The following is a 26,489-nucleotide window of genomic DNA, read 5'->3' on the forward strand; positions in this document are numbered from 1 at the left end:
TCAGGGCCAGCGATTCGAGGCATGAACGGAAAAGAGTAGCAGGAAGCCGTACGCCCGGCTCGGAATAAATGGGCATCCCCGCGCGCGGCGCAGGGATGCCGGAGCGGGCGCGCTCAGGCCGCCTCGGTCTGCACCACCCGGTAGCAGGGGACGTAGGCCGCGCCGCCGGGCAGCTTCATCCGGTGCTGCTTGACGAAGGCCTGCAGCAGGCGGTCCAGCGGCAGCATCACCGCCGGGTCGCCGTGGATCTCGTAGGGCCCGTATTGCTCGATCATGCGGATGCCGTTGTCCTTGACGTTGCCGGCGACGATTCCGGAAAACGCGCGGCGCAGGTTGGCCGCCAGTTCGTGGGGCGGCAGGCTGCGGCTGAGCTGGAGGCTGGCCATGTTCTCGTGGGTCGGCTCGAACGGGCGCTGGAAGCTTTCATCGATCTTCAGCATCCAGTTGAAGTGGAAGGCGTCGTTGCGCTCGCGGCGGAACTGCTTCACTTCCTTCAGGCCCTGGGCCATCTGCTTGGCCACCTCGGCCGGGTCGTCGATGACGATCCGGTAGTGGCGCTGCGCCGCATGGCCGAGGGTCGCCCCGACGAATTCATGGAGCTGCTGCAGGTAGGCTTCGGCGCTGCGGGGACCGGTGAGGATGACCGGGAAGGGCAGGTCCTGGTTGTCCGGGTGCATGAGGATGCCCAGCAGGTAGAGGAACTCTTCCGCGGTCCCGGCGCCGCCGGGGAAGATGATGACCCCGTGGCCGACGCGGACGAAGGCTTCCAGGCGCTTCTCGATGTCCGGGAGTATCACCAGTTCGTTGACGATCGGGTTCGGCGCCTCGGCGGCGATGATTCCCGGTTCGGTCAGGCCCAGGTAGCGACCGCCGACGATGCGCTGCTTGGCGTGGCTGATGGTGGCGCCCTTCATCGGTCCCTTCATCACCCCCGGTCCGCAGCCGGTGCAGACGTCCAGGCTGCGCAGGCCGAGCTCATGGCCGACCTTCTTGGTGTACTTGTATTCCTCGCTGCTGATCGAATGACCGCCCCAGCAGACGACGATCTTCGGCTCGACGCCGGGGCGCAGCGTACGGGCGTTGCGCAGCAGCTGGAAGACGTAGTCGGTGAGGCCCTGGGAACTGTCCAGGTCGACGTGCTGGCTGTCCAGCCCGCTCTGGGTATAGACGATGTCGCGCAGGGCGCTGAACAGCATCTCGCGAGTACTGGCGATCATCTCGCCATCGACGAAGGCGTCGGCCGGCGCGTTGATCAGCTCCAGGCGCACGCCGCGGTCCTGCTGGTGGATACGCACCTCGAAGTCCTTGTAGGCGTCGAGGATGGTCTTGGCGTTGTCGCTGTGGGCGCCGGTATTGAGGATCGCCAGGGCGCACTGGCGGAACAGTTGGTAGGTCTTGCCGTTGGCGGTTTCGCTCAGTTGTTGCACTTCGCGTTGGGAGAGGGTTTCCAGCGTGCCTTTCGGACTGACCGAGGCGTTGATCACAGGGCGATGAGACATGTGCGATTCCATGCAGGGGATGCGGCGGCGTAGAAGAGCCGCGGCATCCGGATAAGGGAGCGCCGGGCAGGTTGCGTGCCGGGGGAGAGGGCGATCAGCCGTCGGAGTGGGGCGACGAGGCAACCGTGCGCTGGGGCTTGGCTCCAGGGTCTTGGTTAAATGTAATAGCGAGAACCTGACTGATCTGACAAGGAAAATCTCGAATTTATCTGTCGCCGGCCTGGCACCGGGGAAATCCTGCCACTAGCCGTGGACGAAAAGATCCGGCATCGGCTGGGATAATCGACTCTTCTCCTGATATCGTTGCGTTTCCGCCGGATGCTCGGCCAGTCGAAGGGAGGAACGAAGCATGTCGTATGAACAGTCCAGCAGCGTACCTAGCGACTTTCTTTCCTCCTTTTTCCAAGAGCCTGTCATCCATGATCGAACTCAGAACCATCACCCGCGACGATTGGGAAACCTGCATTGACCTGAAGGTCGCCCGCCACCAGGCGCACTTCGTCGCTTCCAACCTCTATTCGCTGGCGCAGAGCCGCTTCCTGCCGGGGTTCCGCGCGGTCGGCATCCACCACGGCGGGCGCATGGTCGGCTTCGCCCTCTACGGCCCCGACGCCGACGACGGCCACTACTGGCTCTACCGCCTGATGATCGACCGCCGCTACCAGGGCAAGGGGCATGGCCGCGCCGCCCTGCAACGGATCATCGCCAGCGTGCGCCGGACGAGGCGGCGCAGCGATCGCCTGATGGTCGCCTACGCCGTCGACAACGATGTGGCCCGCCAGCTTTATCGGGATGCCGGCTTCGTCGAACAGGGCCTCGCGCCCTGGGGCGAGACGATGGCCTGCCTGATGCTGCCGGAGCCGTCCCATCGCTCCGGGAAGGTCGCCGGAGCGCCGGGCGGGCGTGCAGCGCACGGCGTCCCGGCGTAGAATCGCGGGATTCGGCAGTTCCCTCCAATACCTATAACGACCATCCAACGCACATCGCCGCCCCGGACCCTTGCGTCCGGGGCGTTTTCCGTCGTGCGTGGCGAGGGTCGCGGGACCTGCCCGTCCGCCCCCTGCTCCGGAACCGAACGCCCCATGGACAGCACCTCCGAAACCCGCAGCGGCAGCTGGCTGAGCGTGATCGCCCTGGCCCTGGCCGCCTTCATCTTCAACACCACGGAGTTCGTCCCGGTCGGCCTGCTCAGCGACATCGGCCACAGCTTCGAGATGCCCACCTCGCAGGTCGGCCTGATGTTGACCATCTATGCCTGGGTGGTGTCGCTGGCCTCGTTGCCGATGATGCTGCTGACCCGCAATATCGAGCGGCGCAAGCTGCTGGTCGGGGTATTCCTGCTGTTCATCGCCAGCCACGTGCTGTCCGGGCTGGCCTGGAGCTTCCAGGTGCTGATGCTCAGCCGGATCGGCATTGCCTTCGCCCACGCGGTGTTCTGGGCCATCACCGCTTCGCTGGCGGTGCGCGTGGCGCCGCCGGGACAGCAGGCCAAGGCGCTAGGGCTGCTGGCCACCGGCACCACCCTGGCGATGGTCCTGGGCATCCCGCTGGGGCGGGTGGTCGGCGAGGCCCTGGGCTGGCGTACCACCTTCATGGCCATCGCCGGACTCTCGGTGCTGACCCTGCTCTACCTGGCGCGCTCCCTGCCGCTGCTGCCAAGCCAGAACTCCGGTTCCCTGCGCAGCCTGCCGATGCTGTTCCGACGCCCGGCGCTGGTTTGCCTGTACGTGCTGACCGTGGTGGTGATCAGCGCCCAGTTCACCGCCTACAGCTACATCGAGCCCTTCGCCAAGCAGGTGGCGCAGATGAGCGGCGAGGCGACCACCCTGCTGCTGCTGTTGTTCGGCGGCGCCGGGATCTTCGGTTCGATCCTCTTCAGCCGCTACAGCGAGGCTTTCCCGCGAGGCTTCCTGCTGGCCGCGATCCTCGCCTTGGGCAGCAGCCTGGCGCTGCTGCTGCCGCTGTCCGCGCAGCCGACCTGGCTGATGGCGCTCAGCCTGCTCTGGGGCATGTCGATCATGTGCTTCGGCCTGGCCCAGCAGTCCCGCGTCCTGCGCCTCGCCTCGGACGCCACCGACGTGGCCATGGCGCTGTTCTCCGGCCTGTACAACGTCGGCATCGGCGCCGGCGCGCTGCTCGGCAGCGTGGTCAGCGAACGCATGGGCCTGGCCTCGATCGGCAACGTCGGCGCCGCGCTGGCGCTGGCCGGCCTGCTGCTCGCCCTGTTCGCCGCACTGCGCTACGCGGAGGCGCTGAAAAGCACGTCGTTGTGAGCGGTCATACCTGGGGTCGGATGATTCGGCGGAGGAATCCGCCCGCTTGATCTAGTCTTCTGTGACGAAAAGGCGCAGGGAGTGCGGGATTGCCCCGCGCCGGGCCGGCGCAGGGACGGAATATCGGGTGAACGTACAACAGAGCAAGTTCAGGCTGAGCCGCTGGGCGGGCGCGACACTGGCGCTCGGACTGCTGCTGTCCGGGCTGGGCGCCTGGGGGCTGGCGCTGGTCAACGAGCAACAGGCGCGGATGGCGCTGGAACGCGAGGCGGAACTGCTGGCCGAGGCGGTGACCCGCCGCGTGGAACTCTACCAGTATGGCTTGCGCGGGGTGCGCGGTGCCTTGCTGACGGCGGGCGAGGCGCACATCGACCGCGAACTGTTCCGCCGCTACAGCCTGACCCGCGACATCGACCGCGAGTTTCCCGGCGCCCGCGGCTTCGGCTTCATCCGCCGGGTGGCGGCCGCCGACGAGGCCGGGTTCCTGCGCCAGGCGCGGGCCGACGGCCAGCCGGAGTTCCGCATCCAGCAACTGACTCCGCACGATGGCGAGCGCTACGTCATCCAGTACATCGAGCCGGTGGCGCGCAACGGCCAGGCGTTGGGCCTGGACATCGCCTCGGAAGCCAATCGCCGGGAGGCCGCCCGCGCCGCCCTGGAGACCGGGCAGGTGCGCCTGACGGGGCCGATCACCCTGGTCCAGGCCAGCGGCTTGCGCCAGCAATCGTTCCTCATCCTGATGCCGATCTACCGCAGCGGCATCACTCCACCGCCGGGGCCCCAGCGCGAACTCGAAGGCTTCGGCTGGAGCTATGCGCCGCTGCTGACCGGCGAGGTGCTGGCCGGGTTGCCCATCGACAACGCGGCGATCCACCTCGAACTCAGCGACGTCACCGGCGACGGCGCTGCCGTGCCCTTCTTCGTCAACGGCGCCGCGGCGCCGGCTCAACGCCTGTTCGGCCACATGCTGCGGCGGGAGATCTACGGTCGGCACTGGCAGATGGCGTTCAGCGCACTGCCGCTGTTCGTCCAGCGCCTGCACCAGCCTTCGCCGCGCATCCTGTTCCTGGCCGGCAGCCTGGTCAGCCTGTTGCTGGCGGCGCTGGTCAACGCCAGCGCCCTCGGCCGCCTGCGCCGGCGTCGGGAGGCGGCGACCCAGGCGCGGCTGGCGGCGATCGTCGGCAATTCGGCGGACGGCATCATCGGCGTCGGCCTCGACGGCGTCATCAGCGACTGGAATCGCGGGGCCGAGGCGTTGTTCGGCTACCGCGAGGAGCAGGCGGTCGGGCGGCGGGTGGTGGACCTGCTGGTGCCGCCATCCAAGGAGAACGAGGAACTCGACATCCTCGCCCGCATCGCCCGTAAAGAACAGGTGGTCAGCTTCGATACCGTGCGCCGGCACCAGGATGGCCACCTGCTCGACGTGGCGGTGACCGTCTCGCCGATCCTCGGTCCGGACGGCGGCGTGGTCGGCGCCTCGAAGACCGTACGCGACATCTCCGCGAAGAAGGCCGCCGAGGCCCGCATCCGCGAGCTCAATACCGGCCTGGAGCACCAGATCGCCGAGCGTACCGCCGAACTGCGTCGGTTGAACGTACTGCTCGGCAGCGTGCTGCAGGCGGCGTCCGAGGTGTCGATCATCACCCTCGACCGCGACGGCATCATCAGCGGCTTCAATCTCGGTGCCGAGCGGATGCTCGGCTACCGCGCCGACGAGGTGGTCGGCAAGGCCTCGCCGACCCTGCTGCACAGCGAGCGGGAGTTGCTCGCCCGCGGCCAGGAGCTGGGCGAGGAGGGTTTCCGCGTGCTGGTGGCGCGGGCCGAACAGGAGGGCGCCGAGACCCGCGAATGGACCTATCTGCGCAAGGACGGCTCGCCGCTCAGCGTGACGCTTTCGGTTACCGTCCTGCGCGACGAGGCTGGGGCGATCAACGGCTACCTGGGCATCGCCGTCGATGTCACCGAATGGCGCAACGCCGAGCGCGAGATGGCCGCGGCGCGCGACCAGTTGCAAATGGCCGCCGACGTGGCGCGCCTGGGCATCTGGCGCTGGAACCTGGCCGACGACAGCCTGCAGTGGAACGAGCGCATGTGCGAGCTGTATGGCCAGCCGCTGGCGTTGCGCGACGGCGGCCTGGTCTACGAGCATTGGCGCAGCCGCCTGCATCCGGAAGACCTCGAGCGCACCGAGGCCAGCCTGCGCGCGGCGGTGGAGGGGCGCGGCAACTACGATGTGATCTTCCGCGTGGTGCTGCCCGACGGCGGCATCCGCTTCATCCAGGCCGGCGCGCAGGTCGAGCGCGACGCCGACGGCAACCCGCTGCAGGTCACCGGGATCAATATCGATATCACCAGCGACCAGCAACTGCAGGCGCGCCTGCGCGAGGCCAAGGAGCAGGCGGACGCCGCCAGCGCGGCGAAGTCGTCGTTCCTGGCGAACATGAGCCACGAGATCCGCACGCCGATGAATGCCGTGCTGGGCATGCTGCAACTGGCCCGGCAGACCGATCTCAACGAACGCCAGCGCGACTACCTGGACAAGGCCAGCTCGGCGGCAACCTCGTTGCTCGGCCTGCTCAACGACATCCTCGACTACTCGAAGATCGAGGCCGGCAAACTGGTCCTGGAAATGCTCCCCTTCGAGCTGGAGCCGCTGATGCAGGACCTGGCCGTGGTGCTCTCCGGCAACCAGGGCGACAAGGACGTCGAGGTGATCTTCGACATCGATCCCGAGCTGCCCAGCGCGGTGGTCGGCGACCGCCTGCGCCTGCAGCAGATCCTCATCAACCTGGCCGGCAACGCACTGAAGTTCACCGCCCGCGGGCACGTCCTGGTGAGCTTGCGGCGTCTGGCGCACGACGCCCACCTGGTGCGCCTGCGGGTGCTGGTGGCGGACACCGGCATCGGCATCAGCGCGGAACAGCAGCAGCGCATCTTCGAAGGTTTCACCCAGGCCGAGGCGTCCACCTCGCGACGCTTCGGCGGCACCGGCCTCGGCCTGTTCATATGCAAACGCCTGGTCGACCTGATGGGCGGTGAATTGCGGGTCGAGAGCGCGCCGGGCAGCGGTAGCCGGTTCTGGTTCGACCTGGACCTCGACGTCGCCCACGACCAACCGCTGCGTGCGGCCTGCCCCGGGGCCGGCGAACCGCTGCGGCTGCTGGTGGCGGACGACAACCTGGTGGCCGGCGAGCTGCTCGAACGCACGGTCGGCGCCCTCGGCTGGCGCGCCGACTGCGTCGGCAGCGGCAGCGAGGCGGTGGCGCGGGTCCAGGCGGCGATGGCCGAGGGCCGTCGCTACGACGTGGTGCTGATGGATTGGCGCATGCCCGATCTCGACGGCCTCAGCGCGGCGCAACTGATCCGCCAGTTGCAGGGCGACCTGCCGCCGCCCATGGTGATCATGATCACCGCCTATGGCCGCGAGGTGCTGGCCGATGCGCGCGACCACAGCGCGCCGCCCTTCGTCGATTTTCTCACCAAGCCGGTCACGCCCAAGCAACTGGCCGACTCGGTGCTGCATGCGTTGCACGGCGAACAGGGCGCCCCGGCCAACCCGCCGCCGCGCCCGGTGGAGCGCACCCAGCGGTTGCGGGGCGTGCGTCTGCTGGTAGTGGAGGACAACGCGCTGAACCGCCAGGTCGCCGCCGAGCTGTTGAGCAGCGAGGGCGCCCGGGTGGCCCTCGCCGACGGCGGGCTGGCGGGCGTTCAGCAGGTGCTGGAGGCGAGCGTGCCGTTCGACGCGGTGCTGATGGACATGCAGATGCCGGATATCGATGGTCTCGAGGCGACCCGGAGAATCCGCGCCGACGGGCGCTTCGCCGGGCTGCCGATCCTGGCCATGACCGCCAACGCCTCGCTGGCCGACCGCGAAGCCTGCCTGGCGGCGGGCATGAACGACCATGTGGCGAAGCCGATCGACAAGGAGCGCCTGGTGCTTTGCCTGCTCGGTCATCTCGGCAGGAGCGGCGCCAGGGGCGCGCCGGCAACGGCAGCGGACGCGGGCGAACTGGTCGAGGCGCGGGGCGATATCGTCGGGCGTTTCGGCGGCAGCCTGGAGCTGATCGTCCAGGTGTTGCGGCGCTTCGTTCCGGATATGCAGGACCTCTTCGCCCAGCTCGAACGCCAGCTCGGCGAGGGCGATGTCCAGGGCAGCGCCGCGACCCTGCATACCATCAAGGGCAGCGCTTCCACCGTTGGCGCCAGCGCCCTGGCCGGCCGTGCCAGCGAGCTGGAGCAGGCCCTGCGCCGCGCCGATCCGCGGCGCGGTATGGAAATCCTCGCCGGCATCCGCCTCGACGAACTGCGCACCCTGTGCGATGCCTGCCTGCTCCGCCTGCAGGCGATGTTCGGCGACGTGCAGGCGGAGTCGGCGAGCTGAACCCCGGCGCGGTGGCCTGTCCCGCCAAGAATTCAGGCGGACCCGGGGCTCGCCTGCATCCGCTGCGGCCTGTAGGGCGAATAACGCCATGGGCGTTATCCGCCGATACTCCTGAAGCCCGCCCAGGTCTTGAGCGACATCCTCTTCCTGTCGTTCAATGCCTTCAGGCGTCGCGCAGCAGGTCGTGGGCGTTGAGCAGGGCGTAGGCGACTTCCGGGCGCTTCTCCAGGCCGCGGCGGATGGCGGCGGGAATCGCCTGGCGGGTCTTGCGGCAGAGCCCCGGCTGCTCCTCGAAGCGCATGCGGATGCCGCGCATGCTGCGCACCTCGCCGAAGGCCGGGGCGATCCGCAGGCGGATGCCCAGTTGTTCCTCCATGCGCCGCAGCAGGTGTTCCAGGTCTTCCAGGCTGCGCAGGGCTTCCAGGCGAGCGGCCAGGCGCTGCTCTTCCTGGCGGGTCAGGAGGAGGATGCGACGGTCCGCGCCGGGCGCCTCCAGGCGCTCGCGTTCGCAGACGCAGGCGCCGGGCGGGCAGGGCTGGCGGAGGGGCGGGGAAGCGCTCATGGCACCATCATAGCCAGGACCGGCGTCCCGCGCCGCTACGCTCCGTCGCCCTCGCGAGCGCGCTTCAGCGCTTCAGCGGCACCTTGCCCTGCTGCTCCAGGCCGCTGAGGATGGCGTAGGCGATCTTCACCCGCTCGGCATTGGGATAGTTGCGGTTGGCCAGGATCACCAGTCCCAGGTCGCGGCCCGGGACGAACGCCACGTAGGCGCCGAAGCCGTTGGTGGAACCGGTCTTGTTCAGCAGGCGCTGGCCCTCCAGCGCCTGTGGCGCGGGCAGCCTGGCGATCCTGTGCGGTTGCAGCGCCATCGGCGTCGAGTTGCCGGCCTGCAGGCGCTTCAGGGAGATCGGCCAGTCGTAGGCTTCCCAGCCCAGGCCCTGGGTCATGTCGCCGACCTTGTAGTAACCGCGATGGGTGGCATCGAGCGCCTGCGCCCAGGGCCTGTCCAGGCGCTCCGGATGCAGGTTGGCATCGACGAAGCGCAGCAGGTCGGCCGCGCTGGTCTTCACCCCGTAGCCTTCGGCATCCAGCGGGCCGGGACCGACCCGTAGCGGGCGGTCGTCCTTGCCGTAGCCCTGGGCGTACTGCGCCAGCGCCGCCTCGGGCACGTCGAGGTGGGTCTGTTCGAGGCCCAGTGCCGGGAACACTTGCTGCTCCATGAGTCGTTCGAACGGCTGGCCCAGGCTGCGCGCGGCGAGATAGCCGAACAGGCCGATGCTCGGGTTGGAATAGAGGCGCTGGCTGCCCGGCGCGTAGGTCGGCTGCCACTGGCGGTAGTAGTCGCGGATCTGTGCCTGGTCCTTCTGCACCGAGTCGGGGAACTGCAGCGGCAAGCCGCCGGCGGTATAGGTCGCGAGGTCGAGCAGGCTGATGCCGTCGAAGCGGCTGCCCTGCAGTGCCGGCCAGTGCTGGCTGGCGCGGTCGTCGAGGCGCATCTTGTCCTGGGCCAGGGCATAGCCGGCGAGGGTGGCGGTGAAGGTCTTGCTCACCGAGCCGATCTCGAACAGGGTCTCCGGCGTCACCTGGCGGCCGTCCTCTTTCGAGGCCAGCCCATAGCTGAAGTAATGCGGTTCTCCTTTCAGGCTGATGGCTACGGCCAGGCCCGGAATGTCATTGGCCTTCATCACCGGTTGTACGGCGGCGTCGACCAGTGCCTTCAGGCGATCCGCCGGGGCCTCGCCGGCAATGGCCGGGGTGGTGGCGAACAGCAGTGTGGAAGCGGCGATGCCGCACAGGCAGGGGAATCTGGTATCGCGCATGAGGATTGGCGTCCTTTGTCGTTGGCTGCATGAGAAACCGCCCCGGGAGCGCTCCTTGATCGGCGGGCGGGGAAAATCTAGGCTTGCGCAGGATTTGCGGCAAACGACGAATACTCGCGGCAGCCATTAGAAAAATTTGGAGCAGAGATTGGTTCGACCCCATTTGCCGCTGAACGCCCTGCGCGCCTTCGAAGCTTCGGCCCGGCACCTGAGCTTCACCCGCGCGGCCATCGAGCTGTGCGTGACCCAGGCGGCGGTCAGCCACCAGGTGAAGAGCCTCGAGGAGCGTCTCGGCGTGGCCCTGTTCAAGCGTCTGCCGCGCGGCCTCATGCTGACCCACGAGGGCGAGAGCCTGCTGCCGGTGCTGTGTGACTCCTTCGACCGCATCGCCGGCCTGCTGGAACGTTTCGAGGGTGGCCACTACCGGGACGTGCTCACCGTCGGCGCGGTCGGAACCTTCACGGTCGGTTGGCTGCTGCCGCGGCTGGAGGACTTCCAGGCGCGCCATCCCTTCATCGATCTGCGCCTGTCCACCCACAACAACCGCGTCGACATCGCCGCCGAGGGGCTCGACTACGCGATCCGCTTCGGCGGCGGCGCCTGGCACGGCACCGAGGCGCTGGCGTTGTTCGAGGCGCCGCTGACGGTGCTCTGCTGCCCGGAGGTCGCCGCCCAGTTGCACAGTCCCGCCGACCTGCTGCAGCACACCCTGCTGCGCTCCTACCGCGCCGACGAGTGGCCGCTGTGGTTCCAGGCGGCCGGACTGCCGGCGCACGCGCCACTGACCCGGAGCATCGTCTTCGACACCTCGCTGGCCATGCTCGAGGCGGCCCGCCAGGGTGTCGGCGTGGCCCTGGCGCCGGCGGCGATGTTTGCCTGGCAACTGGCCAGCGAGAGCATCCGGCGTCCGTTTGCCACCGAAGTGAGTACCGGCAGCTACTGGCTGACGCGCTTGCAGTCGCGGGGGGAGACCAGCGCGATGCTGGCGTTCAGGGAGTGGTTGCTGGGCCAGGCCGTCTTGGAGAGCGAGGCGCAGCGTTATATCGGTTCGGGTATAAAGATGTAGAAGCGTCCGTTCTGCCTGAACGCTCTGGCGTTTCCGAGATTGATACGGTTTCTGGCGTTCGGATTGTGATTGGAGTGGTCAACGGCGTGACTGATATGGGCCGGTTTGTCTGAGTCTTTGGTCGGGCCGGACAGCGTCACCCCCAAGCTGGCCGCATATGCTCGGCGAGCGGCTACAACTTCATTCTCAGGCATACCTCTCCGGCCTGTTTCCGCCACGACCGCCAGTTCGCACAAGCGGCCTGGATTATCCCTGGTGATTACCAGACGGGCTTCAGCGGCCAATAGCTCAAGCAGGGCTATAGAGGGGCGACAGCCCTGTGCGCTGCGCCTCTTGATAGTGTCCATAAGCGGTTCCATAGGGCCTCCTCTCGGGTACCGGTGGTTGTTAGAAGTATTGACGACGGTGCGCTTAAAGCAACCGGGAGCAGGTGCCGGTTGCGGCGAAACGGCGGATAACGCTTCGCGTTATGCGCCCTACGGGAGCGGTGCTCGGCTTGCCGGCGGAAGGCGTCTACGGATTTCCGGTTCCCGCGTCGAAATAAGAGCCCGTGGACTTGGCCAGTCCCGTCCACATCTCGTCGAGATTGCGGAAGTTCCAGGTTTCCGCCGGCTCGAAGCCGACGATTCGGTCGGTCTGTCCGGCCCTACCCAGGTCTACCACCTGCTGCGGGATCGGCACCTTCGAGCGGGCCGAGAAGAATACCTTGACCCGTGGCGTCAGCAGCGAGCGGCCGTGTTGTTCGAGGACCACGCCGAGGCGCCCGCTTTCCAGCCTGACCAGCGCGCCGACCGGGTAGATGCCCACCGCCTTGACGAAGGCGCGGAACACCTGCGGGTCGAAGTGCCCGTTCCATTCGGCCATGCGTCGGATCGCCTCGGCGGCGTTCCAGCCCTTCTTGTAGGGACGGTCGGAGGTGATCGCGTCGTAGACGTCGCACACCGCGCCCATTCGCGCCAGCAGGCTGATCTGCTCCTGCGCCAGGCCGAAGGGGTAGCCGGTGCCGTCGATGCGCTCGTGGTGGTGCAGGCAGACATCCACCACCAGGGCGCTGACCTGGCGGCAATCGAGCAGCATCCGCGCGCCGTTCTGCGGATGCCGGCGAACCAGGCCGAACTCCTGGTCGGTGAGCTTGCCGGGCTTGTTCAGGATCGGATCGGGCACCGCCATCTTGCCGATGTCGTGCAGCAGTCCGGCCAGCCCCGCCTCGCGTACCAGCGGGTCGGGCAGTTCGAGCTGGCGGGCGAGGGCGATCATCAGCGCACAGACCGCCACCGAATGCATGTAGGTGTATTCATCCGAGGTCTTCAGCCGTACCAGGCTGAGCAGCGCGTTGGGATGGCGCAGCACCGAGGCGGAGATTTCGTCCACCAGCTCCGATGCATGCGCGGTATCGATGGCCTGGCCCATGCGCGCGTCGCGGAACATGCTGACCACGGCGGCCTTGGCACGGCTGCAGAGCAGGGCGGCGTGGCGGATTTCCTCCTCCAGGGCGACCCGCGCCGGCGAAGGGCCGGCCGGCATGGTGACCGGCAGGACCGCAGCGGCCGAGACCGCCGCTTCCTCCGGGAGGTCGAGGCCCTTGCTGGCATCGATCCAGACTTCCTTCACGGCGCTTTCGCGCAGGCGCTGCAGGTCGGCCTGGCTGTCGAGCAGGAAGCCACCTCTTTTCCAGAACGGGTGGTCCAGCCACGAGCCGCAAAGGCTCTGGACGAACATACCGAGGCGAAGCTGGGTTACCGGAATGCGTTTCAGCACGATGGGCTCGACCTCGAGACTGGGCCAGGTGGCTGTCTCCTAACGGTAGCCGAGATGGGCCGGCGGGAGTGAGAGATGCCCGGCACTTCGTCGGCATGCCCGCGCTCGATTGCGTATCGCTTTGTATCCATGCGCGGTTTCGATACCTCCGGCGTACAAATCCACGTGTCGGGCGATACACCCCCGATACATCTCCCAGGCGAAATGGCCACATCCGAACCGCGGCGCCCGGGACGACCCCAGAAGGTCCCGCCGCCCGGTTCGTACCGGCGCCCACCAGCGCCGCGCCTGCGGCCCGGCCGCGTTTACTGTGGAGAAGAAGCATGTCCGTTTTCGATTCGCGTCAAAAGACTTCCGCCAGCCTGCTCGGTGCCGTACTGGTGGGGGGAATGCTGCTCGGCGGTTCGGCGTTCGCCGTCGAGCCGCTGGGCCAGGGGCTGCAACTGGCGGCGGCGAGCGCCGGCGAAGGCAAGTGCGGAGAAGGCAAGTGTGGTAGCGGCGGCTCCGCGAAGACCCCGGCCAAGGCCGGCGCCGAGGGCAAGTGCGGGGAGGGCAAGTGCGGCGACGCCTCCTTTGCCCGAACCGACACCGATCACGATGGCAAGGTCTCGCGCGCCGAGTTCCTCGCGGTGGCCAAGGACCGTGCCGGTGAGTTCGACAGCATCGATAGCGACCATGACGGCTTCATTTCCGAAGCCGAGGCCTACGAACACCTGCGCAAGACCTACGAGGCCAACGGCAAGCCGATGCCCGCCGGGCTGTTCAGCAAGCTGGAGCAAGGCCGGCACTGAGCCTTTCCACACCCTGGCGGCGCCCTCTCTTTCCCCTGGGAAAGCGGGGGCGTCGCCGTTTCCGGAGCGATCCCATGACCCTGATCGACAACGCCGCCGGCCTCGGCCTGAGGCGCGGCCTGCTTCCGCAACTGCTGGCGATGGCGCCCGGCGCGGTGGACTTCCTCGAATGCGCGCCGGACAACTGGATCGGCGTCGGCGGTGCCTTCGGTGCCGACCTGGAGCGCCTGGTGGAGCGCTTTCCACTGACCTGCCACGGTCTCTCGCTGTCCCTCGGCGGCTCCACACCGCTGGATGCCGCCTTCATCGAGCAGACCCGACGCTTCCTCGTCCGCCACCGGGTCGCGTTGTACAGCGAGCACCTCAGTTACTGTTCCGACGATGGCCATCTCTATGATCTGTTGCCGCTGCCGTTCACCGAGGCCGCGGTGCGTCACGTCGCGGCGCGCATCCGCGAGGCGCAGGAACGCCTGGAGCGGCGCATCGCGGTGGAGAACATTTCCTACTATGCAGCGCCGTACCGGGAGATGAGCGAGATCGAGTTCGTCAACGCGGTACTCGACGAGGCCGACTGCGACCTGTTGCTGGACGTCAACAACCTGTTCGTCAACGCCTGCAACCACGGCTACGACGCCCTCGACTTCCTCGCCCGGCTGCCGCCCGGGCGGGTCGCCGCCTACCATGTGGCGGGGCACTACGACGAGGCGCCGGACCTGAAGATCGACACCCATGGTGCCGCCGTGAAGCCCGGCGTCTGGGCCTTGCTTGGAGCCGCCTATCGTCGCTTCGGCGTGCGCCCGACCCTGCTCGAGCGGGACTTCAACTATCCGCCGCTGGGCGAACTGCTGCTGGAAGTGGAGCAGATCCGCCAATGGCAACGCGACGAGGGACGCCGTCATGGATGAGCGCCTGCGCCAACAGCAGTTCAGCCTCGCCCGGCACCTGCGCGACCCGCTTGGCAATGCGCCGCCGCCGGACATCGAAGAACGTCGCCTGCGGGTCTACCGCGAGCTGTTCTACAACGCCATCGAAGGCCTCCTTGCCAGCGGCTTCCCGCGCTTGCGCGGGCTGCTTGGCGAGCAGCAGTGGCATGGCCTGGTGCGCGAGTTCTATCGCGAGGAGAGAAGCCATACCCCCCTGTTCACCCGTATCGCCGGGGTCTTCGTCGACTACCTGCGGCAGCGGGGCGAGTATCGGCCGGCGTGGCAAGCCGAGTTGGCCCACTTCGAATGGAGCGAAACGCGCCTCTACCTGGCCGAGCCCGACGATCCGCCGTATCGGCGTGAAGGCGACCTGCTCGACGGGGTGCCGCTGCTGTCGAGCCTGGCGCTGCCGCTGGGCTATCGCTGGCCGGTGCATCGGCTCGAAGAGGACGTCGCGCTCGCCGAAGCGCCTGCGGAACCGACCCTGCTGTTGATGCACCGCGATTCCTCGCATCGCGTGCATACCGCGCGCCTGACTCCGCTGGCCTACCGCCTGCTGGAGTCGCTGGCGAGACGGCGCCTGAGCGGGCGCGAGCACCTGGCGGCGCTGGCGCTCGAGGCGCGGAGTGCGCCCGGAGCGCTCGACGCGGCGGGGCTGGAGTTGCTGGCAGCGTTGCGGACCCAGGGTGTCGTGCTCGGAACCCTGGAACGCGATTGGGCGGGCGGATGACGACGCAGCCCTTGTGGAGTCGATGCATCGGCGGATAGCGCCTTTGGCGCTATCCGCCCTACGTGGTGGGTGGGACGGTCTTGGTGTAGGGCGGATAACCGCTTGCGGTTATCCGCCGGGGTGGGTCCGGTGTATCGGCGAATAGCGCCGTTGGCGCTATTCGCCCTACGCGGTGGGTGGGATGGTTCTGGCTTGCTGTGAAAACCCCCGGAGGCGATCGCGTTCCGGGGTTTTTCCGTGGCTGGCCGAATCCTAGCGGGACAGGCCCAGGCGCCGCCCGAGCCAGTGGTCCAGGCTCAGCTTCCCCGCCCCCGCCAACAGCAGCGGCAGCAGCGCCGCCAGGTAGATCGCCGGGAGCTTGAAATTGCCGAAGCCGTGGTCGGTGATCGAGTAGCCGCGGGCCAGTTCCGCCAGGCTCGACCACTCCGCCGGCCAGTGTACGGCGGCGGTCGCCACCAGGGTGACGACGATCAGCACCAGGGCGGTCAGGCGGGTACCGAGGCCGAGCAGGAGGAACAGCGCGCCGAGCAGTTCGGCCCACAGCGACAGTTCCCAGTTGAAGGCGGCGGGCAGGCGGTCGAAGGGAAAGGGGAAAGCCGACTGGATATCGCCGAACCAGTTCTCGCCGTTCCACTTTTCCCAACCGGACTCGAAGAACTCCCAGGCCAGGAACAGTCGCAGGGACAGGTCGGCGCTCCAGCCGCCGCAGCGGTCGAGCAGGGCGAAGGGTCGGCGCCAGGCGCGCAGGTCGGATGCTTGCATGATCGATGTCTCGTTGAGGGCGGTGGATGGGTCAGGCCGGCTGTACGTCGCGACGACGCAAGCGCACGGCGAGCTTGGCGGTGAGCTTGAGGACGATGGCGGAGAAGATCGTGGCGAACGCCAGTACGTACCAGCCGCCCATGGGGATGCGTTTGAAGAACGACAGGCAGAAGATGCCCGCCAGCACCCAGGTGCCGGTCGAGTGCAGGGCTTTCCAGGCGCGTGGGCCGAGCAGTCGGGCCGGGGTGCGGAAGGAGGTGAGGGTGAGCAGCAGGATGAACAGGTAGCCGATCGAGCCGGGGATGTTCGCCGCGACCGAGCGGCCGCTCCAGAATGTCTCGGGGAACAGCTTCCAGTAGGCCAGGATCAGCAAGGCGTGTACTGCGTGGGAGAAGGCGAAGGCCAGGCCCAGGTAGCGCCTTTCACGGAGCAGCGCGCGGGTCCCCGGGCCGGGCACCAGGGTCGCCAGCGAGGACGCGAGGAAAGCGGCGAGGAACAGCGCGAAGGAACTGCGCGCGGTGGCGCGGATGGCGGTGCGCAGGCCCTCCACCGGTTGCGCCTGGAGAGCCAGGACGAGGGCGGTCATGCACAGCACGGCGACGGCGAGGACGGCGAACAGTCGCCAGCCGTGCCAGGCGGATTGAGAGGTTGGGACGGTCATGGTGGGGCTCCTGGTTGCCGGGAGCGGCTCGGCGATGTGCCGCCGCTTCCCGTGGCCAGGAGTGTTGCAAGCGGGTTTATCCGCAGTGTGTCCGCCGAGGGCGGTTATGTATCGCTCTGTACGGGCGCCTCAGGGGTCCAGCTCGATGCGCGCGCAAAGCCCGCCGCCGGCGCGGTTGGCCAGGGTCAGGCGGCCGCCGAGGGCCAGGCTCAGCTGCTGCGCGATGGCCAGGCCGAGGCCGGTGCCACCGGTGTCGCGATTGCGCGAGTTTTCCACCCGGTAGAAGGGCTTGAGCACCTCGTCGAGTTCCTCGGCGGGAATCCCCGGGCCATTGTCCAGCACCTGGATTCGCGTGCCGCCATCGGTACGGCGTTCCACTTCCAGGCGCGCGGCGCCGGCGAACTTCAGCGCATTGTCGACCAGGTTCACCAGCACCCGGCGCAGGGCGTGCGGACGGGTGTCGATCACCGCGCCGGTACGGCCGTCGAGTTGTACCTGCTTGCCGCTGTCCTGGTAGTCGAAGACCAGGCTGTCGAGGAAGGCGTCGAGGTCCACCCGGCAACTGGTTTCGGTGCTGCCGTGCATGCTGCGGGCATAGGCCACGCCTTCGCGGACCAGGTGCTGCATCTCTTCGAGATCGTTCCACAGCTTGTCCCTGTCGCTGGAGGCGTCCATGAACTCGACGCGCAGCTTCATCCGCGTGATCGGCGTCTGCAGGTCGTGGGAAATCGCCGCGAGCAACTGCATGCGCTCCTTGAGGTAGTCGGCGATGCGCGCCTGCATGGCATTGAAGGCCGCCGCCGCATGCGCCACTTCGCGTGGGCCGGTTTCCGCGAGAGGCTGTGCCGGACGATTCGGATCGAGATGTTCCACGGCCTTCACCAGCCGGGTCAGCGGACCGATGGCGGTGCGCACCGCGAGGCCGGTGCAGAGCAGCAGCAGGAGCAACTGCACCAGCAGTACCAGCGGCAGCCAGCCGGACAGCGGCACCGGGGCCGGCGTGACGTCGATGGTCAGCGGGCTGCCGTCGCGCAGGCGCAGGAGGACCTGGAAGTGCGGACGGCTGTCGGCCACCGTGCGCAGGGTCAGCGGGTATTGACCGTCGAGGGCGCGTTCGATGGAGTGCGCGGCAACCGGCGCGTCGGCCAGCGCCAGCGGCTGGCCGGGCTCGCCGGCGTCGAGGCGATAGCGGTAGGTGCGTCGTTCCAGGCGCGGCAGCCAGGCCTCGCGCTCGGCGGGCGTCAGGCGGTCGAGCATGGCTACCGAGATCGCCACGTCCTGTTCGAGGCTGTCGAGCATCATGTGCTTCGCGGTCTGGTAGCGCTCGTAGAACTGCGAGGCGAAGGACAGCCCGTAGGCCAGCACCAGCCCGGCGAAGAGGATCAGCGCCAGGCGCGCGGCGAGGCTGCGCGGGCGCGGCACGGCGAGCTTCATGGATGGGCCTCGACCAGTCGCACCGGCAGCGAGAACACATAGCCCTCGCTGCGCACGGTCTTGATGTACTCCGGTTCGCGGGCGTCGTCGCCGAGGCGTTGGCGCAGGCGGCTGACCAGCAGGTCGATGGAACGGTCGAAGATGTCCGCCTCGCGGCCCTGGGTCAGGTTGAGCAACTGGTCGCGACTGAGTACCCGTTGCGGATGATCGAGGAACACCCGCAGCAGGCGGTACTCGGCGCCGCTGAGGGCGACCACGGTGCCGGCGTCGTCGAGCAGGTGGCGGGCGCTGGTGTCCAGTTGCCACTGGCCGAAGCCGATCAGCCGGCTGCTCTCGCTCACGGTGAGGTTCGGCGGCAGCATCCGCGTACGCCGCAGCACGGCGTTGATCCGGGCAAGCAGTTCGCGGGCGGAGAAGGGCTTGGTCAGGTAGTCGTCGGCGCCCATCTCCAGGCCGATGATGCGGTCGGTCTCGTCGTTGCGCGCGGTGAGCATCAGCACCGGCGTGGCCTTGTGCTTGCCGACGCGCAGCTCGCGGCAGAGCAGCAGGCCGTCGTCGCCGGGCATCATGATGTCGAGGACGATCAGGTCCACCGTGTTGGCTTCGAGGAACGCGCGCATCTGCCGGCCATCGGCGACGATGGTGGTGCGCAGGCCGTTCTTCTTCAGGTAGTTGCCTACCAGCTCGCGAATCTCGCGGTCATCGTCGACGATCAGGATGTGATCGACATGCTCCATTGCCTGGCTCCCGTGGCGGTTGGTGTGCTTGCAAGCAGTGTATCCGCGCCCGCGGCGCTTGCCTGCCGGGGTTTGTATTGCACTGTATCCGGAGCCGGGGCGAATACCGGGGCGTGCAAAAAAGCCCGGTTGTCGCTGTCGCGAACGGGGGAGACGACGGATGGCGCCGGGCGCGATTCGTCCGGCGGGAGCGGGGCGGCGAATGTACGGCCATGTATCGGCCGGCAGCGGCGATACAGCGGCTGACGAATCGGGCATTCCAGCGACACATCCGGGACAACTCCGCGGCCTGGAATAGGCCTCGACGAAGGCATGTCGCCTTCCACCGACGCGGTCCTGCCGCCAGGAGATCCCCCATGACTCGCACCCTGCTCGCCACCACCCTGCTCGCCGCGCTTGCGCTTCCCGCGTTCGCCGCCCAGGCCGCCGCACCGGTACCGACCGAAAGCTACCGCTACGGCATGCCGCTGGATGTGCACAAGGTGGTGGCGACCCAGGAACAGGCGTCGACCACCTGCGAGATCGTCGATGCACGGATGGACTACCTAGACTCCGCCGGCAAGCTGCATTCGCTGGCCTACCGCAAGTACGCCAGCGCCTGCAGCCAGGGCGGCTAGTCAGGCGCCGGCCAGAGCCTGCACGGCCGGTTGTCGCGCGGGCGGTGCATGGGGCGCCGGCTTGCCGAGGATCAGGTCGGCGGCCTTCTCGCCGATCATGATCGCCGGGGCGTTGGTATTGCCGGTGATCAGCGTCGGCATGATCGACGCATCGGCCACCCGCAGGCCTTGCAGGCCGTGCACGCGCAACTGGTCGTCGACCACCGCGAGCTGGTCGTGGCCCATCTTGCAGGTGCCCACCGGATGGAACACGGTGCCCAGGTTGGCGCGGATCCAGGCCTCGATCTGGCCGCGGCTGGAAACCTGCGGGCCCGGTACCAGCTCGCCCTTGAGGTGACGGGCGAAGCTGCGGCTGGCGGCCAGTTTGCGGACCAGTTGGAAACCCTGGACCAGGGTATCGAGGTCGGCAGGGTGGCTGAGGAAGTTGGCTTCGATCAGCGGCCGGTCGTGCGGGTCTGGCGAGTTCAGGCGGACCCGCCCGCGGCTCTGCGGGTGCATCACCGCGACGTGCAGGCTGACCCCGTGGCCGAAGGGGACCAGGCGCTGCGGCTGGTTCTTCAGCGCGGGGGCGACGATCAGACCCAGCTCCGGGGTCTCTGCCTGCGGGTCGAGGCGGAGGAAGCCACCGGACTCGACGGTGTTCGAGGTCAGCGCCCCGCGCCGGCCGAACAGGTACTGCCAGGGCGAGCGCAGCAGCGGCAGCCAGCCCTTCGGCGAGAAGCCCAGGCCGTAGCCGAGCTTGGCCTCGGTGCGGTACATCAGCACGATGTCCTGGTGGTCCTGCAGGTTCTCGCCGACCCCAGGCAACTCATGGCGCTGGACGATGCCGTGGCGCGCCAGTTCCGCCGCCGGGCCGATGCCGGAGAGCAACAGGAGCTGCGGCGAGTTGATCGAGCCGGCGCTGAGGATCACTTCGCGGCGTGCCTGCAATTGCACGACCGCGCCAGCCTGGCTGATCTCCACGCCGGTGGCGCGGGTACCTTCCAGCAGCACGCGCAGGGTCAGCGCCGAGCTGAGCACGGTGAGGTTGGGCCGCGCCAGGGCCGGGTGCAGGAAGGCGCGCGCCGCGCTACAGCGTTCGCCGTTGACCTGGGTGACGTGGAACGGGCCGATGCCTTCCTGGCGCTCGCCGTTGAAGTCGGCGTTGTACGGCCAGCCCATTTCCTCGGCGGCCTGGAAGAACACCTGGTTGATCGGGCCCGGGCTGCGCTGCGCGGCGACGTTCAATTCGCCGCCGCGCCCGTGCCAGGGCGATTCGCCCGGCTCGAAATGTTCCGAGCGGCGAAAGTACGGCAGCAGCTCGTCGTAGCTCCAGCCACGGTTGCCGAGGGATGCCCAGCGGTCGTAGTCGTGGCGGTCGCCGCGGATGTAGATCATCCCGTTGATCGCGCTGGAGCCGCCCCAGACCTTGCCGCGCGGGCAGGCGATCGGCTGGTTGGCGGTGCCGGGCTGGGCGGCGAAGCGATGCATCCAGTTCCACTTCGGGTTGGCGATCAGGCGGATGATCCCGGCCGGCGTGCGGATGTAGGCGGCGGGGAGCGGCGTGCGGTCGCTGGGGCCGGCCTCGACCAGGCAGACCGAGACGGCGGGATCGGCGGAAAGACGGTTGGCCAGGACGCAACCGGCGGAGCCGGCGCCGACCACGATGTAGTCGAACGAGCGGCGGGCAGTGGAAGTCATGTCGGCACCTTTCTGGGTGTGCTGCCGGGCCTCGCCCGGCGTTCTTTTTCGCCCCGCGCCCATGGGCGCGACGCTACTCCATTGGACGGGGAAGCGCGCCCGGCCGCTTGTCCCAGCCTGCCGGCGGGGTTGACCGAGGCTGCCAGGCGGCGCGCTAAAGCCCCAGCAGCGAGCCCATGTCGACCATCAGTTGCAGGCCGACGACGAAACCGTCTCCGCTCAGTTCGCGAGCGCCGGGGTTGTAGTAGTTGTCCGGGTTGAAGATGTACTGCACCGACGGCTCCAGCGCGATGTGCGGGGTCAGTGCGATGTGCGCATTGGTTTCCAGGGCGTACACGTCGCGCTGGCCGAGTTTCGCATCGCCGCCAGCGGCGATCCGCGCCTGGCGCTGGAACTCCAGCTGGTGATCGTTCAGGCGCAGGTAGCTGGCCTTGAGGTTGAGCTTGTCCCGCGTGCGGTCGAAGGGCGCATGGTAGGTCAGGCCCAGCTCGGCGAAATGACGGAACGGCTGCTTGTCGTCGGCCGATACCGACAGCGAGCCGAACAGCCCCAGCGCCCTCGGCGAATCGAGGCGGCCGCCGTCGGCGCGCCAGAACAGCTGCTGGAACTTGAAGAAGCCGCCGGCGCTGCCGTGGTCGCTGGCGCCGGTGAGCGGGTCGACCTGGTTGGCGGTGTTCAGGTAGGCGTTGAGTTCATAGTGCGAGCGGTAGGGATCGAGGCTTTCCTCGCGCTTGTCGCCGATCCCCAGCAGCAGGCTGGTGCCGCTGGCGTCGTCGGTGCCGAAATCGAGGCCATGGCGCTTCTTCAGGTAATCCACCGGGTTGGACTCGAAGGCCCCGGCGTGCAGGTACAGGGTCGGGGTCGCCCGGTACTTCAGGTAGCCGCCCCAGGCGCCGTAGGGCGGCGGCAGGATGCCGGTGGAGGCGTCGATGATCGGGTCGTTGCAGGTGACCACGGTCTCGCAGTTGTAGATCAGGAAATAGCGCCGCGCATTGGTCCGTCCGAGATGGCTGTCGAGGCGTCCGCCCAGCCACTGCTGCTGCCAGGTGAGCAGGCTCAGCTGGTTGGCGCCGATGTCGTTGTGCAGCGGCGCGCCGCCGAAGTAGCTGCCCACCGCGCCCTGCCAGCTCGGCCCGGTGGGCTGACCGGTGCCGCGGTCGAGGATGAACAGGGTTTCCTCGATGTGCAGCGAGGCGCCGTCCAGGCCGGCGAGGGTGGCGAGGTCGAGGTCGGCGCCGAGGAACAGGTCGCCGCTGTTGCCGAAGCTGTGCTGGCGCGGGCCGGTGTCGAGGTTCTTCAGCGACAGGCTCCAGAACTGCGCGTGGGTCTTCACGCCGTGGCGCTGGAGTCGTTCGCCGAACCCGGCCAGCGGGCCGCTGCGGCTGTCTTCGGCGGCCTGCGCGGAGAGACCGAGGAAACCGGCGCAGAGCAGCGCCGGCAAGGTGCGGAGGGTTTTCATGGCAAGGCACTCGTCTTGTTGTTGTTCTGTCGTGCGAATCGCTGTCCGCCCCAAGCGGACAGGTGCATCCGGAGCGAAGGCGGCTCAGGCGCAGAGATAGCCGCCGTCCACCGCCAGCACGGCGCCGGTGACGAAGCTGGCGCCGGGACCGCAGAGGAAGGCCGCGGCGCTGGCCACCTCGGGCGCCTCGCCCCAGCGCGCCAGCGGCGTGCGCTGCATGATCCGGCGGGTGGCCTCGACGTCGGCCTTGAGCCCGGCGCCCAGCGGCGTGTCGATCCAGCCGGGGGCGATGGCGTTGACCCGGATGCGCTCGGCGGCATACTCGCAGGCCAGGGAACGGGTGAGCTGGACGATGGCGCCCTTGCTGGCGCTGTAGGCCGGGCGGTCGGCGGAACCGAAGGTGCTGTACATCGAGGCGATGTTGAGGATGCTGCCGCCGCGCTGCGCCAGCAGCGGCCGGGCCAGTTGGCTGGCGAGCATGGCGGCGCTCAGGTTGAGGCGCAGCACCCGTTCGAAGGTAGCCAGGTCGTATTCCTCGCGGTCGCGGCTGATGCCGGCGTTGTTCACCAGCACATCCAGGCGCGGCAGCGCTTCGAACAGCCGTTGCAGGCGCTGGCTGTCGGTGATGTCCAGTTCTTCCCGGCGAATCCGCGGATGACGCGGTGCGTGCACGCCGTCGGCGTCCAGGCCGAGGGCGACGACTTCGGCGCCGAGTTCGGCGAACTGCATGGCGATGGCCGCGCCGATGCCGGAGCTGCCGCCAGTGACCAGCACCTGCTGGCCGGCGTAGATATCGTGTTGGAAAACCATCGGCGATCGTTCCTTCAGGCGTCGGCCAGGGCCGGGTTGGGATTGACCAGCACCTTGACCTGCGACTTGTCGCGCAGCAGGGCCTCGAAACCGTGCTCGACGGCCTGCTCCAGGGGCACGCTGCGGGTCACTGCGCGGGCCAGGTCGAGGCGGCCGTCGGCGAGCAGGGCGATCAGCTCCGGGTAGGCGTCGCGGTAGCCGACGCTGCCGAGCAGGCGCAGTTCGCGGTTGACCAGGTCGAAGGCGTCCAGCCGGACCTCGCCCATCAGGCTCACCAGCACCAGCTCGCCACCCTTGCGCAGGCTGGCCAGGGCGGCGTCGAGGCTGGCCTGGCTGCCGGCGGCCTCGAAGGCGCAGTCGAGCGCGCCGCCCTCGCGCAGGCGCGCCGCCGTGTCGCCGTCGCGGGCGTCGAGCGCCCGGCTGGCGCCGAACTCCCCGGCCAGGGCGAGGCGCTCGGGACTGACGTCGATCGCGACGATGTCCTCGATTCCGCGCAGGCGGGCGAGCATCACCAGCAGCAGGCCGATCGGGCCGAGCCCGAACACCGCGCAGCGCTGGCCCGGCGCCAGGCTGCTGCGGCGCAGCGCGTGCAGGGCCACGGCGGCCGGTTCGAGCACGGCGGCCTGGCGGAAGCCCACCGCGTCCGGCAGGCGGTGCAGCATGTAGGCCGGCACCCGCGCGCGCTCGGCGAAGCCGCCGTCGCCCATCAGGCCGATGAAGCCCATCGACTCGCAGAGGTTGTAGCGGCCTTCCCGGCAGTAGCGGCATTCGCCGCAGCGGTATTCCGGCTCCACCGCGACGCGGTCGCCGATGCGCAGTCCCTCCACGCCAGGGCCGAGCGCGGCGACCACGCCGCAGAACTCATGGCCGAGGGTCAGCGGCGCGCGGCAACCGGACAGCGGGTGCGCCTCGGCCTGGGGAATCGAGTGCGGGCCGCTCTGGTATTCGTGCAGGTCGCTGCCGCAGATGCCGCAGTAGGCGACTTCCAGTTCGACTTCGCCGGGCCGCGGCGCCTGGCGTTCCAGTTCGCTCAGGCGGAGGTCGCGGGCAGCGTGCCAGCGCAGTGCTTTCATGGTTGGTTTCCTTGCAGGACGGAGGTAGGCGCGCTGCGCTGGCGCGCCAGCACGGCGGGCGCGGTTTCGCGCAGGAACAGCGAGAGGAACGCGGCGAGCAGGGCGCCGCCGCAGGACATCCACATGACGATGGACAGGCCGAAGCGGTCGGCGGCGAAGCCGGCCACGGTCGGCGCGAGGAAACCGCCGACCAGTTCGCCGAGGCCCATGATCAGGCCGAGGGCGGTGGCGATGACGCCGCGCGAGACGGTCTCCGCCGGGATGGTCGCCATGAACAGGGTGAAGCAGCCGAGCCCGGTGTAGGTCAGCAGCAACAGCAGGCCGAGGCTGGTCGCGTTCGGCGCATAGAGCAGCGCCAGCGGGCAACACGCGGCGAGCAGGGAGAACGCCACCAGGGTCGGTCGACGGCCGATGCGATCGGATATCGCCGGTACGGCGAAGCCCCAGACCACCCAGGCGACGCCCAGGCAGCTCATCAGCCTGCCCATGGTCGCCGGGCTGAAGCCGCGGGCGTTGACCAGGAAGGTCGGGGTAAAGGAAATCAGCACGATGAACCAGGTGACGAATACGCAACTGATCAGGGTGCAGAGCAGGATGTTGCGGCTCTTCAGCAGTGCCAGGCGCTTGCCTTTCGCTTCTTCTGCGCGCGGCGCCGGGCGCTGCGCGCGGGGCGGGTCGGGACGCACATGGCGCCAGATCAACCAGGCGATCAGCAGACCCGGCAGCAACGAGACGATGAAGGCGTGACGCCAGCCGAGGGCTTCGGCCAGGGCCACCAGCAGCGGCGGGCCGATCACCGCGCCGAGCAGGCCGGCCGCCGAGCCCTGTAGCAGGCCCATGTTGAGGCCGCGGCGATGCGGCGAGGAGGCCTCGACCATCAGCGATTGCGAGAGCGGCAGGATCGGCCCCTCGGCCAGGCCCATGATGCCGCGGAATAGCAGCAGGCTGAGGAAGCCGCCGACCAGCCCGGACAGCGCCGAGCACAGCGAGAACAGGATCACCGCCACGATCAGCAGCGGCTTGCGCTGCCCGCGGCGGTCGGACCAGGCGCCGACCAGCGCGCCGGATACCGCCCAGGCCAGGGCCAGCACCGAGGAGAGCATGCCCAGGTGGCTGTTGCTCAGTTGCAGCTCCTGTTCCATGAAGGGAAACAGGAAGGACAGCGCCAGGCGGTCGAAGAAGACGAAGCCGAAGGTCAGGAACAGCACGCAGAGCAGGACGTTTTCGTAACTGGCGGAATTGTTGTTATGCGCCATGTCGGTCTCCAGGCCGGGCGGGCCGGCCGGCGGGGAGGCGCGCGTCCGCCAGGGCGGCGCGCGCCCGGGGTCAGCGGAACAGGGAGTCGATGTAGGCGGCGCCGACGCCGATCTTGTCGTAGTGCTCACGGCACATCGCGATGTAGTCGTGGACGTCGAAGATGCCGTCCGCGTTGCCCTTCTCGTCGAGCCAGACCAGCGGTCCCTTGACGATGAAGAATGCACGCATCGGCTGCTCGTGCTCGTAGGCCACCAGGGTGTGGCCCTCGCCGGGCGTCTCGTAGACGAAGTCGCCGGCGGTGGCGGTCCAGTCGTGTTCCAGGTAGCCCCACTTGCCGCTGATGGTGTAGGCGAACACCTCGTGCGGGTGGTAGTGGCGGTTGACCAGGCCGGCGCTCGTCGCCATCAGGATGTCGCACCAGCGGTTTTCGCTTGGCGAGATCCACAGCGGGCGCGACTTCACGGTCTCGGTGAAGGGCACGTAGAGGCGCTCGTCCTCGGTCGGCGCGTTGCGCAGGTAGACCTCGGGCTTGGCGTCCGGCTTGAAGCAGTCGGGAATCGGTTGCAGGTCTTTCCAGAATTCACGGGTGGCGAGTTCGGGCATGGGGCGGCCTCTGTCGTTGTTATCGTCGGGCCGACTCTAGCCATGGGCGGGCCTTCGGGTTTGACCCTGGCGGCCAGGAAACTTGCGCTTTTCGGACATGGCCTGGCGCGACCCGCGACGCGCCGCCAAGCTGGCCTGCCCAGCGTCGGAGCCGG

General features: G+C 68.5%; 22 protein-coding genes. 8 read left to right on the top strand and 14 right to left on the bottom strand.

The annotated features are described in order from the left end of the window. Positions 1 to 113 precede the first annotated feature (113 nt). Positions 114 to 1,499 (bottom strand): nucleotide 5'-monophosphate nucleosidase PpnN, encoded by a 1,386-nt coding sequence (gene ppnN, locus ACI766_RS04155; RefSeq protein WP_003121931.1) that lies wholly within the window; start codon positions 1,497 to 1,499, stop codon positions 114 to 116. A 419-nt stretch (positions 1,500 to 1,918) separates the two neighbouring features. On the opposite strand from ppnN, the gene ACI766_RS04160 reads away from it, so the two are divergent. From ACI766_RS04160 to ACI766_RS04170, 3 genes are all read left to right on the top strand, one after another. Further along, entirely contained in the window at positions 1,919 to 2,428 is a 510-nt protein-coding gene (locus ACI766_RS04160) for a GNAT family N-acetyltransferase (RefSeq protein WP_003101282.1), read from the top strand. Positions 2,429 to 2,581: 153 nt separating this feature from the next. Continuing rightward, a complete protein-coding gene (locus ACI766_RS04165; RefSeq protein WP_003093428.1) occupies positions 2,582 to 3,772 on the top strand; it encodes a sugar transporter in 1,191 nt (396 codons plus the stop codon). Between the two features lie 127 nt (positions 3,773 to 3,899). Next, positions 3,900 to 8,153, top strand: a complete 4,254-nt coding sequence (locus ACI766_RS04170) for a CHASE domain-containing protein (RefSeq protein ID WP_004351703.1) — start codon at positions 3,900 to 3,902, stop codon at positions 8,151 to 8,153. Between the two features lie 163 nt (positions 8,154 to 8,316). Here the strand turns inward: ACI766_RS04170 and ACI766_RS04175 are convergent, their stop codons facing one another. Both ACI766_RS04175 and ACI766_RS04180 read right to left on the bottom strand, forming a co-directional pair. Further along, positions 8,317 to 8,715 (bottom strand): hypothetical protein, encoded by a 399-nt coding sequence (locus tag ACI766_RS04175; RefSeq protein WP_003093424.1) that lies wholly within the window; start codon positions 8,713 to 8,715, stop codon positions 8,317 to 8,319. Positions 8,716 to 8,779: 64 nt separating this feature from the next. Continuing rightward, on the bottom strand, positions 8,780 to 9,973 hold the full coding sequence (locus tag ACI766_RS04180) for an extended-spectrum class C beta-lactamase PDC-5 (protein ID WP_003119095.1): 1,194 nt from the start codon (positions 9,971 to 9,973) through the stop codon (positions 8,780 to 8,782). Between the two features lie 148 nt (positions 9,974 to 10,121). Between ACI766_RS04180 and ampR the strand changes: the two genes are divergently transcribed. Next, a complete protein-coding gene (gene ampR / locus ACI766_RS04185) occupies positions 10,122 to 11,039 on the top strand; it encodes a LysR family transcriptional regulator AmpR (RefSeq protein ID WP_023085922.1) in 918 nt (305 codons plus the stop codon). Between the two features lie 513 nt (positions 11,040 to 11,552). Here ampR and ACI766_RS04190 read toward each other — a convergent pair. Beyond that, entirely contained in the window at positions 11,553 to 12,797 is a 1,245-nt protein-coding gene (locus tag ACI766_RS04190) for a cyclic di-GMP phosphodiesterase (protein ID WP_023085924.1), read from the bottom strand. Positions 12,798 to 13,120: 323 nt separating this feature from the next. Here ACI766_RS04190 and ACI766_RS04195 point away from each other — a divergent pair, with 323 nt between their 5' ends. The 3 genes from ACI766_RS04195 (at position 13,121) to ACI766_RS04205 (ending at position 15,241) form a co-directional block, all read left to right on the top strand. After that, the gene (locus tag ACI766_RS04195) at positions 13,121 to 13,588 is read left to right on the top strand and encodes a hypothetical protein (RefSeq protein ID WP_003119098.1); all 468 of its coding nucleotides are present in this window, start codon (positions 13,121 to 13,123) and stop codon (positions 13,586 to 13,588) included. A 74-nt stretch (positions 13,589 to 13,662) separates the two neighbouring features. Then, entirely contained in the window at positions 13,663 to 14,493 is an 831-nt protein-coding gene (locus ACI766_RS04200) for a DUF692 domain-containing protein (protein ID WP_003118206.1), read from the top strand. Beyond that, complete coding sequence (locus ACI766_RS04205) at positions 14,486 to 15,241, top strand: DUF2063 domain-containing protein (RefSeq protein ID WP_003118207.1); 756 nt, start codon at positions 14,486 to 14,488, stop codon at positions 15,239 to 15,241. The genes ACI766_RS04200 and ACI766_RS04205 overlap by 8 nt, the downstream gene beginning before the upstream one ends. A 252-nt stretch (positions 15,242 to 15,493) precedes the next feature. Here the strand turns inward: ACI766_RS04205 and ACI766_RS04210 are convergent, their stop codons facing one another. The 4 genes from ACI766_RS04210 to bfmR form a co-directional block, all read right to left on the bottom strand. After that, the gene (locus ACI766_RS04210; protein ID WP_003113020.1) at positions 15,494 to 16,003 is read right to left on the bottom strand and encodes a DoxX family protein; all 510 of its coding nucleotides are present in this window, start codon (positions 16,001 to 16,003) and stop codon (positions 15,494 to 15,496) included. Between the two features lie 31 nt (positions 16,004 to 16,034). After that, complete coding sequence (locus ACI766_RS04215; protein WP_023085925.1) at positions 16,035 to 16,664, bottom strand: ferric reductase-like transmembrane domain-containing protein; 630 nt, start codon at positions 16,662 to 16,664, stop codon at positions 16,035 to 16,037. Positions 16,665 to 16,793: 129 nt separating this feature from the next. Then, positions 16,794 to 18,098: a sensor histidine kinase gene (locus ACI766_RS04220; protein WP_003113022.1), complete on the bottom strand. Its 1,305-nt coding sequence runs from the start codon at positions 18,096 to 18,098 to the stop codon at positions 16,794 to 16,796. Further along, positions 18,095 to 18,835 (bottom strand): two-component system response regulator BfmR, encoded by a 741-nt coding sequence (gene bfmR, locus ACI766_RS04225; RefSeq protein WP_003113023.1) that lies wholly within the window; start codon positions 18,833 to 18,835, stop codon positions 18,095 to 18,097. The genes ACI766_RS04220 and bfmR overlap by 4 nt, the downstream gene beginning before the upstream one ends. A 356-nt stretch (positions 18,836 to 19,191) precedes the next feature. On the opposite strand from bfmR, the gene ACI766_RS04230 reads away from it, so the two are divergent. Next, a complete protein-coding gene (locus ACI766_RS04230; protein WP_003113024.1) occupies positions 19,192 to 19,452 on the top strand; it encodes a DUF2790 domain-containing protein in 261 nt (86 codons plus the stop codon). On the opposite strand, the gene ACI766_RS04235 is transcribed toward ACI766_RS04230, so the two are convergent. The 6 genes from ACI766_RS04235 to ACI766_RS04260 form a co-directional block, all read right to left on the bottom strand. Beyond that, positions 19,453 to 21,132 (bottom strand): GMC family oxidoreductase, encoded by a 1,680-nt coding sequence (locus ACI766_RS04235; protein WP_003113025.1) that lies wholly within the window; start codon positions 21,130 to 21,132, stop codon positions 19,453 to 19,455. A 154-nt stretch (positions 21,133 to 21,286) separates the two neighbouring features. Further along, positions 21,287 to 22,591 carry a carbohydrate porin gene (locus tag ACI766_RS04240; protein WP_003093407.1) on the bottom strand — a complete coding sequence of 435 codons (1,305 nt, stop codon included), beginning with the start codon at positions 22,589 to 22,591 and terminating at the stop codon, positions 21,287 to 21,289. Between the two features lie 84 nt (positions 22,592 to 22,675). Beyond that, entirely contained in the window at positions 22,676 to 23,401 is a 726-nt protein-coding gene (locus tag ACI766_RS04245; RefSeq protein ID WP_003093405.1) for an SDR family NAD(P)-dependent oxidoreductase, read from the bottom strand. Between the two features lie 14 nt (positions 23,402 to 23,415). Continuing rightward, a complete protein-coding gene (locus ACI766_RS04250; protein WP_003118211.1) occupies positions 23,416 to 24,474 on the bottom strand; it encodes a 2,3-butanediol dehydrogenase in 1,059 nt (352 codons plus the stop codon). Then, positions 24,471 to 25,730: an MFS transporter gene (locus ACI766_RS04255; protein WP_003113027.1), complete on the bottom strand. Its 1,260-nt coding sequence runs from the start codon at positions 25,728 to 25,730 to the stop codon at positions 24,471 to 24,473. The genes ACI766_RS04250 and ACI766_RS04255 overlap by 4 nt, the downstream gene beginning before the upstream one ends. 70 nt (positions 25,731 to 25,800) lie before the next feature. Then, positions 25,801 to 26,334: a 2,4'-dihydroxyacetophenone dioxygenase family protein gene (locus ACI766_RS04260; protein ID WP_003113028.1), complete on the bottom strand. Its 534-nt coding sequence runs from the start codon at positions 26,332 to 26,334 to the stop codon at positions 25,801 to 25,803. Between the last annotated feature and the right edge of the window lie 155 nt (positions 26,335 to 26,489).

It is taken from the genome of Pseudomonas sp. DL, assembly GCF_047199225.1.
In the GTDB taxonomy this organism is placed as follows: Bacteria; Pseudomonadota; Gammaproteobacteria; order Pseudomonadales; family Pseudomonadaceae; genus Pseudomonas; species Pseudomonas aeruginosa.